At 67.9% G+C, this 16,282-nt stretch carries 14 protein-coding genes; 4 read left to right on the forward strand and 10 right to left on the reverse strand.

Annotated features, from left to right (window positions below; all coding sequences use genetic code 11):
- Nucleotides 1-229: 229 nt before the first annotated feature.
- The 8 genes from paaE to ABL312_RS08410 form a co-directional block, all read right to left on the reverse strand.
- Complete coding sequence (paaE, locus tag ABL312_RS08375; RefSeq protein ID WP_349360929.1) at nt 230-1,309, reverse strand: 1,2-phenylacetyl-CoA epoxidase subunit PaaE; 1,080 nt, start codon at nt 1,307-1,309, stop codon at nt 230-232.
- 45 nt (nt 1,310-1,354) lie between these two features.
- Entirely contained in the window at nt 1,355-1,870 is a 516-nt protein-coding gene (gene paaD, locus ABL312_RS08380) for a 1,2-phenylacetyl-CoA epoxidase subunit PaaD (protein WP_349360930.1), read from the reverse strand.
- Nucleotides 1,871-1,875: 5 nt separating this feature from the next.
- The gene (gene paaC / locus ABL312_RS08385; RefSeq protein ID WP_349360931.1) at nt 1,876-2,628 is read right to left on the reverse strand and encodes a 1,2-phenylacetyl-CoA epoxidase subunit PaaC; all 753 of its coding nucleotides are present in this window, start codon (nt 2,626-2,628) and stop codon (nt 1,876-1,878) included.
- A gap of 19 nt (nt 2,629-2,647) precedes the next feature.
- Nucleotides 2,648-2,935 (reverse strand): 1,2-phenylacetyl-CoA epoxidase subunit PaaB, encoded by a 288-nt coding sequence (gene paaB / locus ABL312_RS08390; protein WP_349360932.1) that lies wholly within the window; start codon nt 2,933-2,935, stop codon nt 2,648-2,650.
- 91 nt (nt 2,936-3,026) lie between these two features.
- Complete coding sequence (paaA, locus tag ABL312_RS08395) at nt 3,027-4,028, reverse strand: 1,2-phenylacetyl-CoA epoxidase subunit PaaA (protein ID WP_349360933.1); 1,002 nt, start codon at nt 4,026-4,028, stop codon at nt 3,027-3,029.
- 208 nt (nt 4,029-4,236) lie between these two features.
- The gene (locus ABL312_RS08400) at nt 4,237-5,148 is read right to left on the reverse strand and encodes a PaaX family transcriptional regulator C-terminal domain-containing protein (protein ID WP_349360934.1); all 912 of its coding nucleotides are present in this window, start codon (nt 5,146-5,148) and stop codon (nt 4,237-4,239) included.
- Nucleotides 5,149-5,169: 21 nt separating this feature from the next.
- A complete protein-coding gene (gene puuE, locus ABL312_RS08405; protein ID WP_349360935.1) occupies nt 5,170-6,078 on the reverse strand; it encodes an allantoinase PuuE in 909 nt (302 codons plus the stop codon).
- Between the two features lie 102 nt (nt 6,079-6,180).
- The gene (locus tag ABL312_RS08410) at nt 6,181-6,621 is read right to left on the reverse strand and encodes a hypothetical protein (protein ID WP_349360936.1); all 441 of its coding nucleotides are present in this window, start codon (nt 6,619-6,621) and stop codon (nt 6,181-6,183) included.
- 521 nt (nt 6,622-7,142) lie between these two features.
- Here ABL312_RS08410 and ABL312_RS08415 point away from each other — a divergent pair.
- The 3 genes from ABL312_RS08415 to ABL312_RS08425 are packed head-to-tail and all read left to right on the forward strand — an operon-like array spanning nt 7,143 to nt 12,542.
- Nucleotides 7,143-7,706 (forward strand): PadR family transcriptional regulator, encoded by a 564-nt coding sequence (locus ABL312_RS08415; RefSeq protein ID WP_349360937.1) that lies wholly within the window; start codon nt 7,143-7,145, stop codon nt 7,704-7,706.
- A 25-nt stretch (nt 7,707-7,731) separates the two neighbouring features.
- Nucleotides 7,732-8,835, forward strand: a complete 1,104-nt coding sequence (locus ABL312_RS08420; protein ID WP_349360938.1) for an efflux RND transporter periplasmic adaptor subunit — start codon at nt 7,732-7,734, stop codon at nt 8,833-8,835.
- A complete protein-coding gene (locus tag ABL312_RS08425) occupies nt 8,832-12,542 on the forward strand; it encodes an efflux RND transporter permease subunit (RefSeq protein ID WP_349360939.1) in 3,711 nt (1,236 codons plus the stop codon). Before ABL312_RS08420 ends, ABL312_RS08425 begins: the two co-directional genes overlap by 4 nt.
- A 114-nt stretch (nt 12,543-12,656) precedes the next feature.
- On the opposite strand, the gene ABL312_RS08430 is transcribed toward ABL312_RS08425, so the two are convergent.
- A complete protein-coding gene (locus ABL312_RS08430; RefSeq protein ID WP_349360940.1) occupies nt 12,657-14,336 on the reverse strand; it encodes a BCCT family transporter in 1,680 nt (559 codons plus the stop codon).
- A 49-nt stretch (nt 14,337-14,385) separates the two neighbouring features.
- Complete coding sequence (locus ABL312_RS08435; protein WP_349360941.1) at nt 14,386-14,988, reverse strand: gamma-glutamylcyclotransferase; 603 nt, start codon at nt 14,986-14,988, stop codon at nt 14,386-14,388.
- A gap of 58 nt (nt 14,989-15,046) precedes the next feature.
- Here ABL312_RS08435 and ABL312_RS08440 point away from each other — a divergent pair, with 58 nt between their 5' ends.
- Nucleotides 15,047-16,267 (forward strand): aminotransferase class V-fold PLP-dependent enzyme, encoded by a 1,221-nt coding sequence (locus tag ABL312_RS08440; protein WP_349360942.1) that lies wholly within the window; start codon nt 15,047-15,049, stop codon nt 16,265-16,267.
- The last annotated feature ends 15 nt before the right edge of the window (nt 16,268-16,282 follow it).

Below are 16,282 nucleotides of genomic sequence, written 5' to 3' on the forward strand. Positions count from 1 at the left end.
CGCGGCCGTTCCGGGACCGAATGGCTCCCGTTTCAAGTGCGGCATGACGGCTGAGGGTGCCGTTGCCGTCGCAAGAACGCCCCGGCGTCGTACCGGGCAAGCGATAGCGCGACCCGGTATCGGAGAGCCACGAGCCCGTCCCCCCCCCGAGAAACGGTGCCTCACCGGTCCCGGATCTCCGCTGACGCTTCGTCCGGGACGACGCCAGGAGCTGGCTTGTCCCCGCCCCTCACATCGCGTCGTAGTCGAGCACGACCTTCTCGCTCACCGGGCGCGACTGGCAGGTCAGCACGAAGCCGGCTTCCACCTCCCAGGGTTCGAGCGAATAGTTGACGGCCATGTCCACCTCGCCCTCCTCGACCTTGGCGCGGCAGGTGCAGCACATGCCGCCCTTGCAGGAGAACGGCGCCTCGACACCGGCGCGCACCGCCGCGTCGATGATCGTCTCCCCGCTCTCGACAGGGACGGTCACGCGGGCGCCGTCGATGATCAGTTCCGCGCTCGCGGCGTGATCGGTGGCCGCGCCCGCGTGCGCGGGCTTGGCCGCATGCGGCGCCGAGCCGTCGGCGGGGGTGAAGAACTCGCGGTGGACGCGCGCCTCGTCGAGCCCGAGCGCGGAAAGCGCGGCCGACGCCGTCTCGATCATCTCGCCGGGCCCGCAGAGGAACACGCCGTCGGCCTCCCGCGCCGGCACAACATGGGTGAGCAGCACCTTCAGCTTGTCGGCATCGAGCCGGCCCGACAGCATCTCCACGTCCTGCGTCTCGCGCGACAGCACGTGAAAGACGCCGAAACGCGCCGGGAAGAGATCCTTCAGGTTCTCGATCTCTTCCTTGAAGATGATGCTCTGGGCGGTCTTGTTGCCGTAGAAGAGATAGAACTCGCTCTCCGCCTCGCGGGTCAGCACGGTGCGGATCATGGCGAGCACGGGCGTGATGCCGGAGCCGGCGGCGATCGCGATCAGCGTGCGCGGCCCCCCGTCGTGCGGCGGCAGCACGAAGCGGCCGGACGGCGTCATGACGTCGATCTCGTCGCCCGGCTTGACGTTCTCGTTGGCGAAGGAGGAAAACGCCCCGCCGTCGATCTTCTTCACCGCGACGCGCAGCTCGCCGTCATCCTCGCCGGCGCAGATCGAATAGGACCGGCGCACGTCCTCGCCCCCGATCCGGGCGCGCAGCGTCAGATACTGCCCGGCGGAAAACCGATAGGCCTCGCGCAACTCCTCCGGCACGTCGAACGAGATCGACACCGCTTCCGGCGTCTCGCGCCGGACATCCTTGACCTTCAACGCATGAAAACGCGGCGACATGCGAGCTTCCTCCCTCGAACGGCCGTCATCCGACGCGGCCGGCCCTCAGTGACATTTGAAATAATCGAACGGCTCGGCGCAGGCCTTGCAGCGCCACAGCGCCTTGCAGGCGGTCGAGCCGAATTCCGACACCTTTTCCGTGTCGTGCGAGCCGCAGCGCGGGCAGGCGACGTCGTCGTCGCCGAACAGCGCGCGGCGCGAGGCCTTGCCCGCCGGCGGCGCGATGCCATAGACGCGCAGCTTCTCGCGCGCCTCCTCGCTCAGCCAGTCGGTGGTCCAGGCCGGCGACAGCACCGTGTTGATGCGCACGGTTTCGAAGCCCGCCTCGCGCAGCGCGGTCTCGATGTCCATGGTGAACACCGCCATCGCCGGACAGCCGGTGTAGGTCGGCGTGATATCGACCTCCACCGCCCCGTCGCGATCCACCCGCACCGCGCGCAGAACGCCAAGGTCCGCGATGGTCAGCACCGGCACCTCCGGGTCCGGCACCTGCGCGGCCGCGTCCCAGGCGCGGCGCTCGGCCGCCGCCTGGTCGAGATCGGAAACGGAGGGCGCGGTCATGGCGCTCACCACCTGAGGCCCGGATAGGCGCGCTGCATGTACTGCATTTCGGACAGAAGATGCCCGAAGCTCTCCGAATGGCGCCCGTAGCGCCCGCCGGTCTGCATCCAGCCCTCCGGCGGCATGGTCAGCGTCGCCTCGTCCAGCACGTCGCGCAGCGTCTGGCGCCACTCGTCGCGGATCGTTTCGGGATCGACGGCGATCCCCTCGGCGATCAGGCGGGTGACCAGGTCGTCGGCCTCGAACAGTTCGCCCGTGTAGGGCCACAGGTAATCGATGGCGGCCTGCATGCGCCGCCGGCTTTCCGGCGTGCCGTCGCCGAGGCGGATCGTCCACTCGCTGGAATGGCGCAGGTGATACATCGCCTCCTTCTCCGCCTTGGCGGCGACGGCGGCGAGCGTCTCGTCCTTCGAGTGCATCAGCTTGCGCCAGAACGGCAGCATGAAGGCGGCGAAGAAGACCTGCCGGGCGATGGTCTGGGCGAAATCGCCGTTCGGCTGCTCCACCAGCAGACAATTGGTGAACTGGCGTTCGGAACGCAGGAAACAGAGCTGGTCCTCGTCCCGCCCCGCACCCTCGACCTCGGCCGCATAGGCATAGAGCGCCCGCGCCTGCCCGATGTGATCGAGCGCCACGTTGGCAAGGCCGATATCTTCCTCGAGCGTCGGTGCGTGGCCGCACCATTCGCCAAGGCGCTGGCCCAGGATCGCCGCATCGTCGGCGAGCCGGAGCGTATAGGCGAAGAGATCGCTGGTCATGGTCGCTTGCTCCCGCCGCTCACATGTTGCCGACTTCTTCGGGGATCTCGTAGAAGGTCGGATGGCGGTAGATCTTGGAGGCGGTCGGCTCGAAGAGTTCCTCCTTGTCCGCCGGATCGGAAGCGACGATTTCCGCCGACGGCACGACCCACACGGACAGCCCCTCCCCGCGCCGGGTGTAGACGTCGCGCGCGGCCTGCAGCGCCATCTCGGCATCCGCCGCATGGACGGACCCGCAGTGACGATGCGCCATCCCCGTGCGCGACCGGATGAAGACTTCCCAAAGCGGCGTGGTTTTCTCGCTCATGCTCTCTCTCCCTCGACGCGCCGCCGACGAACCGGCGCGCGCCCTGTCATTCTGAACTGTGCCCGAAACAGTTGGCGGTGCCCGGCCGCGATCACTCGGCCGCGTGACGGGCCGCCTCGCGGCGCGCGGCGCGCTTTTCGGCATAGGCGAGCGCCGCTTCGCGCACCCAGGCGCCATCCTCATGCGCCTTGGTCCGCGCCGCCATGCGCTCGCGGTTGCAGGGGCCGTTGCCGGCGATCACCCGCATGAACTCGTCCCAGTCGATCTCGCCGAACTCCCAGTGGCCCGTCTCCTCGTTGAAGGCGAGCTTGTCGTCGGGGATCGTCAGGCCGAGGTAATGCGCCTGCGGCACGGTCGCGTCGACGAACTTCTGGCGCAGCTCGTCGTTGGTGAAACGCTTGATCTTCCAGGCCATCGACTGCGCGGAATGCTTGGAGTCCGTGTCGGAGGGGCCGAACATCATCAGCGACGGCCACCACCAGCGGTTCAGCGCGTCCTGCACCATCTCCTTCTGCTCCTGCGACGAGCGCACCATCTCCAGCAGCAACTCGTAGCCCTGGCGCTGGTGGAAGCTCTCTTCCTTGCAGACGCGGATCATGGCGCGCGAATAGGGCCCGAAGGAACAGCGGCACAGCGGGATCTGGTTCATGATCGCCGCGCCGTCGACCAGCCATCCGATGGCGCCGATGTCGGCCCAGGTCAGGGTCGGATAGTTGAAGATCGAGGAATATTTGGCCTTGCCCGACAGAAGCTGCTCGGTGAGCTCCTCGCGCGACACGCCGAGCGTCTCGGCGGCCGAATAGAGGTAGAGGCCGTGGCCGCCCTCGTCCTGCACCTTGGCCAGCAGCGCGGCCTTGCGCTTCAAGGTCGGCGCGCGGGAAATCCAGTTGCCCTCCGGCAGCATGCCGACGATCTCGGAATGGGCGTGCTGGGAAATCTGGCGCACGAGCGTTTTGCGGTAGCCTTCCGGCATCCAGTCGTTCGGCTCGATCTTCTCTTCCGCGTCGATGCGCGCCTGAAACGCGGCGAGACGCTCGGCGTCCTCCACCGATCCCGATTCCGTATCGCGCGCATTGAGGGCCTGGGTGTACATCTGCTCGCCTCCTCGAACCGAACCTGCCGATCCAGCCTGCGGACCGGTCTTCGCAACGGCCGGCGCCCGCCGATCCGTGCCTCCCTTTCGGGCACGAACCCGCCCGGCTTCGTCCCCATGGCCCGACTATACGTGACGAATATTTCCAACTTCAAGTGTTTTTCGTCACGCATTATCATGCAGCGCAGCAAGATCTTGATTGCACGATTCAATTCGAGAAGCGGCGGCCCTCTTCCGGATCCGGGTCGGGCAGGTCCCCGGCGCGGCAACGCGCATGGGCGGCGATCCAGCGCTCGGCGCCGGGCCGCAGACGGGCATAGAGCCGCGCGGTGAGATCGGCAGCCGCCGCCCCCGGCCAGTCGGGGTCGAGAAGCGCGGCGGGCAGCATGGGATCACGCAGGATCAGGCGGCGATAGTCATGAATCAGCAGCGTGCGCGCAATCGCGGCGTCGAGATCGCCGAGCATCGCGCCGACGCCGAGCGCCGCGTCGAGATCGGCATGCGCCTCGAGAAACGCGCGATAGCGCCGCGCCAGCGGCGCGAGGTCGAAGCCGCGCGCCACCAGATCGGCCGGCGAGCCGTCGAGCACCTCGGCCCCGAGCCGGATCACCCCGTGCGCGCCCGCGCCCTCCAGCCCCGGGCTGGCGGCGGTGCCCAGCAGCACGCTGGGGCCGAGCGTGCCATAGCCCGCCTTCAGCCCCTCCTCGCGCAGCGTCACGCGATCCTCGCCCTCCGGCAGGATCAGCAGCCGCAGCGCCGGATCGCCGGTCTCGCGCCGACGCCGATAGACGCGGGCCAGCGCCGGCCCGAAGGCGGCGCGCCCCTCCTGCGACAGGCGGTAAAAGCTGAGCCGTCCGACCTTCACCCGGTCGAGCCAGCCGTCGCGGGCAAGCCGCGACAGGGCCGCGCGCACGGCCGTTGCGTCAATGCGCATGCCGGCGAGCAGCTCCGACAGCGTGCCGGCCCAGATCTCGCCCCCGCGCGGCGCCACCATGTCGCCGAAGACGGTGATGATCAGCGACCAGACCCGCAGGGGCTGGTTGGCGTGCAGCCGCGCGACGCGCGCGGCGACGTCCGGGTGGAGATCGTCGGCCCCCACCGGCGCCCTTTCACCCGGCATGACGGTCATCCGACATCGCGCTCACCCCGCGTGGTGGGCGTGCCAGTGCCAGGCGATGTCGATGCGCCTGGGCAGCCACACCTTGTCGTGGCCGGCGACGTAATCGAGGAACCGGGCCAGCGCCGCCGCCCGCCCGGGTCGCCCGGCGAGCCGGCAATGCAGGCCGACCGACATCATCTTCGGCGCGCCCGCCTCGCCTTCCGCATAGAGCACGTCGAAGGTGTCCTTGAGATAGGCGTAGAACTGGTCGCCCGAATTGAAGCCCTGCGCGGTCGCGAAGCGCATGTCGTTGGCATCAAGCGTGTAGGGAATGACCAGATGCGGCCCCGACGGTCCCTCCACCCAATAGGGCAGATCGTCGGCGTAACTGTCCGAATCGTAGAGGAACCCGCCCTCTTCCATGACGAGATCGCGCGTGTGCTCGGAGCCGCGCCCGGTGTACCAGCCGAGCGGCCGCGCGCCCGTCACCTCCTCATGGATGCGGATCGCCTCCGCCATGTGGCGGCGCTCGTCGTCGCGGGAAAAATCCTTGTACTCGATCCACTTGAGCCCGTGCGAGGCGATCTCCCAGCCGGCCTCGTTCATCGCCGCGACGGCTTCCGGGTTGCGCTGAAGCGCGGTCGCCACGCCATAGACCGTGACGGGAATGGCGCGCGCGGTGAACATCCGCCACAGCCGCCAGAAGCCGGCCCGCGATCCGTATTCGTAGATCGACTCCATGTTCATGTGGCGCTGGCGCGGCCAGGCCTGCGCGCCGACGATCTCCGACAGGAAGGCTTCGGACTGCGCATCCCCATGCAGGATGCAGTTCTCGCCGCCTTCCTCGTAGTTGACGACGAATTGCACCGCCACATTGGCCCCGTTCGGCCATTGCGGATCGGGCGTCTCGCGCCCGTAGCCGATCAGATCGCGCGGATAGGTGTCGCTCATGGCGCTGGTCCCGTTGCGTTTCGTGCACGAGAGCCGAGAAACCTCAAATCGCGCGCCATTGCAAGCGCGCCAGGCCGAGGCCCGCCGAGGCGCGGGCTGGCGTCAGGACTTCGCGCGCACCGGCGCCGGCACGAGGGCCGGCTCGCCGAGCAGCGGCATGCGGCGCCGCGCGCCATGACCGCCACCGCCGCCGTCGCCGCGCGCGCTTTCCGTGCCCAGCGCCATCACGGCCGCACCCATGGCCGCCGAACACAGCGTGATCATCAGACCGAACAGCAGCACCACGATCGGCAACACCGGATCGGAGGAATTGAAGATCAGACTGCGCAGATTCGCCGTGTCGAACCACAGGAGGCCGGCGAGCACCAGGACCGAGGCGAAGGCCCCGATCAGCCAGTTGATGGCGAGAAGGCGGAAAAAGGGCGAGGCCCAAAGGGCTCGCGCGCCGCCCTGCGATGCCGCACCGTCGATGCGATCCCGGGTTTCGGACCCGTTGCGGTCCGCCCCCCCGCCGTCGGGTCCGGTCTCGATGTCATGCGTCATCGGAAATCTCCCGTGTTCTCTCGCCCGGCGGGCGCGTGGCCCCTCTGCCGCGAGGATCCGTGGACCGCGAGGTCTTGTGAACCGCGAGGTCTTGTGGACCGCGAAGCCGTGCGCGTTCCGCCCCGCCCTCGATCAGTTTTCGACATGCCGACGCGGGCGGATACAAGACTAACGTCGTCAGGGTGGCCGCGGATCACCGCACCGTCCACGCGTCGGATTGGCGCAGGCCGGTTTCGACATCGCGTTTCGGCATTCGCCGGTTATCAGCTTCATCGGACTCTCGGGGGAACTCGCGGGAAATGTCATCCGCTCGCTTGCGCGCGACGTAAATCGGTGTATATAGGTCCGCTGTATATCAAACCGATATATGAAACCCGCCGAAGAATCCGCGCAAACCACCCGGCTCCTCCGGGTGGAAAATATCGGGCAACCGCTGGCACGCCGACGGACCAGACGGACGGCATGAGGTGATGGCAGGAATGCACCGCAAGCCACGAAACGGGTGCCGGGAGAAAGCCTAGATGAGCGTCAGGACCCTTTGCCTCGCCATCCTGAACTTCCAGGATGCGACTGGCTACGAGATCCGCAAGCTCTCCACCGAGGGGCGTTACAGCTATTTCGTCGACGCCAGTTTCGGCTCGATCTACCCCGCGCTCGCCCGCCTGGAGGCGGACGGTCTGGTGACCGTGCGCGAGGAAGCGCAATCCGGCAAGCCCTCGCGCAAGATCTACTCCATCACCGATACCGGGCGGGCGGAATTCGTGCGCGCGCTGAGCGAGCCGCCCGCACCCGATACCTTTCGCTCGCCCTTTCTTCTGATCGCCATGTGCGCGGACCTCGTCGGCGCCGACGCCATCCGCAGCGCGATCGATCACCGCCTGGCGCATCTGCGCGCCGAAGGCGTGAAGCTCGACACGATTTCCGGCGACTGCGATCACGCGGCCACCGGGTTCATTCTCGACTACGGGCGCCATTGCATCGCCCAGGACATCGCCTTTCTCGAACGCAATCGCAACCGGCTGGAACAGATCGCAGCCGGCGACGCGCAGACGGACGCGGACGACCTCCCCGCCGCGGCCGAATGACGTCCATTTCCGGAGACCTGACGCCATGAAGATCCGCTTCTCCCACCTGCTCGCGGTCGGCATCGCCGCCGGCGTCGCCGGCTGGATGTGGACCGGCACCTATGTCGAGGGCGGGCGCGCCGACGCGGAAGGCGCCACCCCGCCGCCGGCCGAACGCGCCAGCGTCGCGGACGCCACCCTGTTCCGGGTGTCGGTGCGCGAGATCGTCGCCGAGCCGCGCCGCTCGATTCTCGTGATCCGCGGACGGACGGAAGCCGAGGCGAAGGTCGCCGTGCGCGCCGAAACCAGCGGCCGCGTGGCCGAGCGCCGCGTGCGCGAGGGTCAGCGCGTCGACGCCGGCGACGTGCTGTGCACGCTCGACCGGGGCGCGCGCGAGGCAAAGGTGCTGGAAGCGCGCGCCCAGCTCGCCCAGGCGCGCCTGGATCATTCCGCCGCCACGACGCTGAATGAAAAGGGCTTCACCGCCCAGACGCGGGTCGCCGCGCTCAAGGCGGCCATGGACGCCGCCGCCGCGCGGCTCGAGGAAGAAGAGCTCGAACTGTCGCGGACCGTGATCGCGGCGCCGATTTCCGGCATCGTCGAAAGCCCGATGGTGGAGACGGGAACGATCCTGGCGCTGGGACAGGTCTGCGCCACGATCATCGACCCGGATCCGGTGATCGCCATCGGCCAGGTCTCGGAACGCGACGTGAACAATCTGTCGCCCGGCCAGGAGGCCGAGGTCGAGCTGGTGACCGGCGAGACGGTCGCGGGCCAGGTGCGCTACGTCGCGCCGGCGGCCGATACGGCCACCCGCACCTTCCGCGTCGAGATCGAGGTTCCCAATCCGGACGGCGCGATCCGCGACGGCATCACCGCGACCGCCCGCGTGCCGCTGCGGGAACAAAGGGCGCACCGCATCAGTTCGGGCATTCTCACGCTTGCCGACGACGGCACCGTGGGCGTGCGCGCGGTGAACGACGCCAATGAAGTGACCTTTCACCCGGTCACCATCCTTGGCGGCGACACCGACGGCCTGTGGGTCGGCGGCCTGCCGGACCGGCTGCGCGTGATCGTCGCCGGACAGGATTACGTGATCGAGGGCCAGACCGTCGAACCGGTGATGCAGATGGCGGAGGCGCCGCGATGATTTCCCTTCTCGAAACCGTCCTGCGCCGCCCGCGCACCGTTCTCACGCTGATGGCGGTGATGGTGACCGCCGGTATTCTCGCCTATGTCGCGATCCCCAAGGAGGCGGATCCCGACATCGACGTGCCGGTCTTCTACGTGTCCGTCACCCAGCAGGGCATCTCCTCCGAAGACGCCGAACGCCTGCTCGCCCGCCCGATGGAGACCGCCCTGCGCGGGCTCGACGGCCTGAAGGAAATCACCACGGTGTCCGCCGAGAGCCATCTCGGTGTGATCCTCGAGTTCGACATTTCCTTCGACAAGGACACCGCACTCGCCGACGTGCGCGACAAGGTCGACCAGGCCAAGGCCGAACTCCCGGAGGAGGCAGAGGAACCCACCATCACGGAAATGAACTTCGCGCTTCAGCCGACGATCTACGTCGCGCTGTCGGGCGCGGTTCCCGAACGCACGCTCTATCAGCATGCCCGGCGCCTGAAGGACCAGATCGAGGCGGTGCCGACCGTACTGGAGGCCGAACTTTCCGGCCACCGCGAGGAAATGCTCGAGGTCATCATCGATTCCATGAAACTGGAATCCTATCAGGTGACCCAGCAGGAACTCCTGACCTCGCTTTCCCAAAACAACCAGCTCGTGCCCGCCGGCTTTCTCGACACCGGCCAGGGCCGCTTCAACGTCAAGGTGCCGGGTCTCGTGGAGACCCGCGACGACGTCTTCTCGCTGCCGATCAAGCAATCGGGCGAAGGCGTCGTGACGCTCGGCGACATCGCCGAGATCCGCCGCACCTTCAAGGACCCGACGAGCTTCACCCGCGTCAACGGCCAGCCGGCGATCACCATCGACGTGGTGAAGCGCAAGGGCACCAACATCATCGAGAACAACGCGGCCGTGCGCGCCGTGGTCGACCAGGCGACGGCCGAGTGGCCCGATCCGATCCGCGTCGACTATCTGCTCGACAAGTCCGAGAACATCTACGAGATCCTCGGCTCCCTGCAATCCTCGATCATGACCGCCGTTTTCCTCGTCATGATCCTGGTGATCTGGGCGCTCGGGCCGAAGTCGGCGCTCCTGGTCGGCATCTCGATCCCGACCTCCTTCATGGTCGGCTTCCTCATTCTCTCCGCGCTCGGCATGACCGTGAACACGATGGTCATGTTCGGTCTGGTGCTCACCGTCGGCATGCTGGTCGACGGCGCGATCGTCATGGTCGAATACGCCGACCGCAAGATCGCCGAGGGCATGCCGGCGCAGGAGGCCTACATCCGCGCCTCCAAGCTGATGTTCTGGCCGATCGTGTCGTCGACCGCGACGACGCTGGCCGCCTTCCTGCCGATGCTGCTGTGGCCGGGCGTGGCGGGCGAGTTCATGAGCTATCTGCCGATCATGGTGGTGATCGTGCTCTCCGCCTCGCTGCTCACCGCGCTGGTCTTCCTGCCGGCGACGGGCGCGGTGCTGTCCGGCTTCCTCGCCTGGCTGGGCCGGCACGCGTCCGGCCTTCTGGCAACGCTGGTCGGCGCGGGCGTCGCCGTCGCGCTGGCGATGGCGGGCGCGACCCTCTTTGCGACGATCGGCCTGCCGGAGGCGATGCTCTACCCGCTTGCACTCGCCGCCGGACTGGTTGTTGGCATCGGCGCCTTCTTCCTGCTGCGTCCCGTCGTCGGCTGGTCGCGGGCGCGCGGCGCGCGGTTGGCCGCCGAACAGGAGGCCGCCGCCAAGCTCCTGTCGGCCGGCGAACACTTCGACCCGAGGAAGGTCAAGGGCGCGACCGGCGTCTATGTCCGCTTTCTGAGCTTTGCCGCCGGCACGCCGCTCGGCAACGTCGTGACGCTGGTCGCCGTCGCCGTTCTGGCGGGTGGGATCTTCTCCTACTTCCAGCAAAACGCGCAGGGCGTCGAGTTCTTCGTGGAAGAAGAGCCGGAGGCGGCCGTCATTCTCGTGTCGGGACGCGGCAACTTTTCGGTGCGCGAGGCTCTCGACCTGGTCGACGACGTGGAAGCCATCGTGCTGACCGTGCCGGGGATCGACAATGTCGTCATGAACGCGACCGCCGGCGGCGGCGGAGGCGGCGGCGACATGCTCGGCGGCGTGCAGGACAAGCCGGCCGATGTGATCGGCGAACTCAACATCGAGCTGGCCGATTATTGCTGCCGGCGCAAGGCGGAGGACATCTTCGCCGAGATCCGCGAGCGCACCGCGCCGCTGCCCGGCATCAAGGTGGAGGTGCGCAAGATCGAAGGCGGTCCGCCCACCGGCAAGGACGTCAACCTGCAGATCACCTCGACCAATTACGACGACCTCGTCGGAGCGGTCGCGCGGGTGCGCGCCCACCTCGACACCATGGAGGGACTCCAGGACCACGAGGACAGCCGGCCGCTCCCCGGCATCGAGTGGCAGATCTCCATCGACCGCGAACAGGCCGGCCGGTTCCAGGCGGGCATCGGCTCGGTCGGCGCGATGGTGCAGCTCGTCACCAACGGCGTGCTGATCGGCAAGTACCGGCCCGACGATTCCGAGGACGAGGTGGACATCCGCGTCCGCCTGCCGGAAGCGGAACGCACGCTCGACCGCTTCGACAGCCTGCGCCTGCAAACGCCGCTCGGCCAGGTGCCGCTGTCGAACTTCATCGACCGGCAACCGCAGCAGAAGGTGACGGAAATCACCCGACGCGACGGGCTCTACGCGATGGATGTGCGGGCGAATGTGGCGAGCGACGCCACCTTCACCACCGCCGAAGGCCTGACGCGCCCGGCGACCGCCGACGACAAGGTCAAGGAGCTGCAGTCCTGGCTGGACGGAGAGACCTTCGCCGACAACGTGTTTTTCCGCTTCCGCGGCGCGGACGAGGACCAGAAGGAGTCCAGCGACTTCCTGCAGAAGGCCATGATCGGCTCGCTGTTCCTGATGTTCATCATCCTGGTGACGCAGTTCAACAGCTTCTACCAGACGGTGCTGACGCTCTCGACGGTGATCATGTCGGTCTTCGGCGTGCTGCTCGGCATGGCGCTGACGGGCCAGAAGTTCTCGATCATCATGACGGGAACGGGCGTCGTCGCGCTGGCCGGCATCGTGGTCAACAACGCCATCGTGCTGATCGACACCTACAATCGCTTCCGCGAGGACGGGATCGAGCCGGTCGAGGCGATCCTCAAGACCTCCGCGCAGCGCATTCGTCCGGTGTTGCTGACCACGACGACGACCATCGCCGGCCTGATCCCGATGGCGACCCAGATCAATTTCGATTTCTTCGAACGGGTCACCGCACTCGGCTCCATCACCGCCGTGTGGTGGGTGCAATTGTCGACCGCGATCATCTTTGGCCTCGCCTTCTCCACCATCCTGACGCTGATCGTGATCCCGACCATGCTGGCCATTCCGACGGTGTGGAGCAACGCCTTCGCGAAGGTCGCGGCCTCTTTCCCATGGTCGTCCGTCGCGCGACAGGTCGCCACCGGCGGAGCGGTACCGACGCCCGATCCCGCGACCGCTGTTGCGACAGCAGGCACACCGGGCACCGCCCCGACGCCGACAACCGCGCGCTATGGACCGCAGGAGCCCGTCTCCGATGGCGGCACGCCCGCCCCGGCCAATGTGACGGCCCTCGACCGGCGCGCTCAAAAGGACCGGGGCCAGACCTCGGGCAAGCAGCGGGCCGCGGACGACGGGACCGGCGGCAAGGACCGTGACGACCTGCCGCAAGCGGCGGAGTAGCGCCGACGCGCCCCCGCACACACACGAAAAAGCCGGCGAGGCGCACGCCCCGCCGGCTTTTTCGTGTGCCGCGCGGATTGTCCGTCGCGAACTTGAAGAGCGCCCGCGTCTCCCTCAGGCTGCGGGCCTGCCGTCGTCCGCGGAGCGCCCCGTCTGCGTGCCCTCTTCCGGCACGGTCGGGTGAATTTCGGCTTCGGCCTTTTCGGCCGCCTCGCGCTCGGATTCGCGAAGCAGCCAGCGCTCGATGCGCTTGTTGAGCACGCGCGCCTTTTCGTCGCGCATCGCCAGTTCCTGCGCGAGATCGCGGTAGAGCGCGACGGCGATCAGGATCATCAGCAGCATGAACGGAAAGGCGGCGACGATGGAGACCGACTGCAGGCTATCCAGCCCGCCGGTGAGCAGCAGCACCACCACCATCGAAAGCTGAAGCGTGCCCCAGAGCAGGCGCACGGCCCGGGTGGGATTGAGAACGCCCTTCGAGGTGAACATGCCCAGCACGAAGGTCGCCGAATCCGCCGAGGTCACGAGGAACATGCCGACCAGCAGGATCGACGCCAGGGTCAGCAGATCGGTGCCGGGCAATTGATCGAACAGCGCATAGAGACCCGCCGACACTTCCATGGACACCGCGTCGGCGATGCCCCCCTGCCCGAACAGTTCGACATGGACGGCCGCGCCGCCGAAGGTTGAGAACCACAGCATGCTGAGGCCGACCGGAACGATCATCACGCCAAGCACGAATTCGCGGATCGTCCGCCCCCGCGAAATCCGCGCGATGAAGCTGCCGACGAAGGGGGCCCAGCTCAAGCCCCAGGCCCAGTAGAACAGCGTCCATTGCTCGACCCATTCGCCGGAGGAATAGGGCGAGGTCACGAGGCTCATCTGCAGCGCCGTGCCGAGGTATTCGCCCAGCGTCTGCGTCATCACGCCGAAAATGAAGGGCGTCGGCCCGAAAACCAGCACAATGCCCAGCAGGAGGGCCGCCAGCAGCATGTTGGCGTTGCTCAGGAGTTTGACGCCCCGATCGAGCGGGGTCATGGCCGAGAGCATGAACAATCCGCCGACCACGGCGACAATGACCAGCTGCGCGGGAAAGCCGAAGGGGATGTCGGTCAGCCGGGCGATACCGCTGTTGATCTGAAGCGCGCCGAGCCCCAGCGTCGTCGCGACGCCGAAGACGGTCGAGACGACCGTCAGCACGTCGATCGCCTTGCCCCAGCCGCTGTCCACGCGATCTCCGATGAGCGGTCGCAGCGTCTCGCTGATCAGGCCGTGACTGTCGTGCCGGAAGCGGACATAGGCGATGGCGAGCCCGACAAGGGCGAAATTCGCCCATTGGTGCAGCCCCCAATGGAAGAAGGCGTAGCGCATGCCGGTCTGCGCCGCTTCCGCCGTGCGCGGCAGCCCGTCGCCGAGCGGCGGGTCGTTGAAATGCATCATCGGTTCGGCGACGCCCCAGAACACCAGACCGACGCCCATGCCGCCGGAAAAGATCATCGCCAGCCAGCTCGGAAAGGAGAATTCCGGCGGCGCATCCGCGGGGCCGAGCCGGATGCCGCCCATGCGCGACAGCGCCAGACCGAGAACGAAGACGACGAAGCCGGTGGTCACAAGGAGATACAGCCAGCCGAGATTCGTCGCGGTGGCATGCAGGAGATCCTGCGAGACCCGCTGGACGGTGTCGGGCGCGAGGCTGGCCGCCAGAACGAAGACGAGCACGAACCCGGCGGAGACGCGCAGCACCGTCCCGACATCGCCCAGGCTGAAGGCCTCGAACCAGGTAGGCCGCGTCACGTCGACCTCCTTCCGCGCCGGTCGCCGCGCAGGTCCGCGCCCGGCCCGCTCACGTGCGGATGTAGCGCACGCCCGCGTGCGCCAGCGTCTCGTCGAAAAAGGCCAGCAGATCGCGGTCGATCGCCTGCGCGCGCGGATAGCGCGGCGCGGCGCGATCGGCGAGCATCGGCGCGTGCCAGCCTTGCGTCGTCGCGATGAACTCCCGCACGCCCTGCTCGCCCCAGAAGGCATGGAAGCCGGCCAGCACGCAGTCGACATAGCTTTGCAGGATCGGGTGGTCCGCGTCGCCCCAGTGCCGGATCTCGGTGTCGGCCTCGTAGAGGAAGGCGCCCTCGGGCGCAGGCGCGCCCCGCGCGTCGCAGCGAAAGGCGTCGGCAATGCCGTCGACCACCCGCGTATAGCGCCGCTCGCGCGTGTCGAGTGCTAAAAGCCGCGCCGCCGGCTCGTCCACCATCACGCCCTGGATCGCGCACGCCGGATCGCGGGCCACCGTCAGCGTGCAGACCTTCGGCAGCGTCGGGTCGCCGTCGGCACGCCACCAGGCCCGCCACTCCCGGCGCCAGCCGGCGAGCGTGCCGGCCGTCGCCCGGGCATCGTCCCCCAGGGTGTTCGTATTGACCAGCGATCCGTAGCCAAAATAGGTTATTCGCATTCAGCCAGTTCCAATCCGGTGCCGTTCGCGTGCGTCGCGTTTTTAAAGGACCCTTCCCATGACCGACACCGCCGCGACCGCAAAGCCCCTCGCCTTGCCCGCGTGGACCGCCGCCGAGACGCAAGGCTTGCGCGCGGACACGCCGGGCGTCGAAACGCGCATTCATTTCAACAACGCCGGCACGGGCCTGACCTCGGGCACGACCCTCGATGCGGTCAAGTCCCATCTCGATCTCGAGGCGCGGATCGGCGGCTACGAGGCGGCCGCCGAGGCGAAGGGCGCGCTCGAGGACTTCTACACCGCCCTGGCCGACCTTCTCAAGGTCGCCCCGGGGGAGATCGCCTATGTCGAGAACGCCACGCGTGCCTGGGACATGGCCTTTTATGCCATTCCCTTCCGGCCGGGCGACCGGGTGATCACCGGGCGGGCGGAATATGTCTCCAACTACGTCGCCCTGTTGCAGATGAAGCGGCGCGCCGGCATCGAGATCGACCTGATCGAGGATGACGCGAGCGGCCAGATCGACACGGCGGCGCTGGAAGCCGCCATCGGCCCGAAGACCCGGCTGATCGCCCTCACCCATGTGCCGACCTTCGGCGGGCTGGTCAATCCGGCGGAAGAGGTCGGCGACATCGCGCGCCGGCACGGCGTGCTTTATCTGCTCGACGCCTGCCAGTCCGCCGGTCAGATCGATCTCGACGTGTCCCGCATCGGCTGCCACATGCTGTCGGGCACGGGGCGCAAGTATCTGCGCGGCCCGCGCGGCACCGGGTTCCTCTATGTCTCCGATGCCGTGCTCGACCAGCTCGACCCGCCCTTCATCGACCTGGAATCGGCCGACTGGATCGACGACGAGAGCTATGCCCTGGTGCCCGGCGCCCACCGCTTCGAGAACTGGGAGCGCTATGTCGCGGGCCAGATCGGGCTCGGGCAGGCCGTGCGGCAGACGCTGGCGCTTGGCCCGGCGCGTCTGGAGGCGCGCATCGCGACGCTCGGCGCGCATTTGCGCGACGGGCTTGCCGCCCTGCCCGGCGTCACGGTGCACGACAAGGGCCAACGCAAATGCGGCATCGTCACCTTCCGCGTCGACGGCGAGGCCCCCGCCGTCACGAAGTCACGGCTTGCCGAGGCGGCGATCAATGTCTCGGTGTCGCCCGCCTCGTCGGCGCGCATCGACCTTCCGCTGCGCGGGCTCGATTCCCTGGTGCGCGCCTCCGTGCATGCCTTCAACACGGAAGCCGAGATCGAGACCATGCTCAAGGCGCTGCGCGACGGCTGAGGCCGCGCGCCCCGC

The sequence above is a fragment of the Stappia sp. genome (genome assembly GCF_040110915.1).
Taxonomy (GTDB): Bacteria; Pseudomonadota; Alphaproteobacteria; order Rhizobiales; family Stappiaceae; genus Stappia.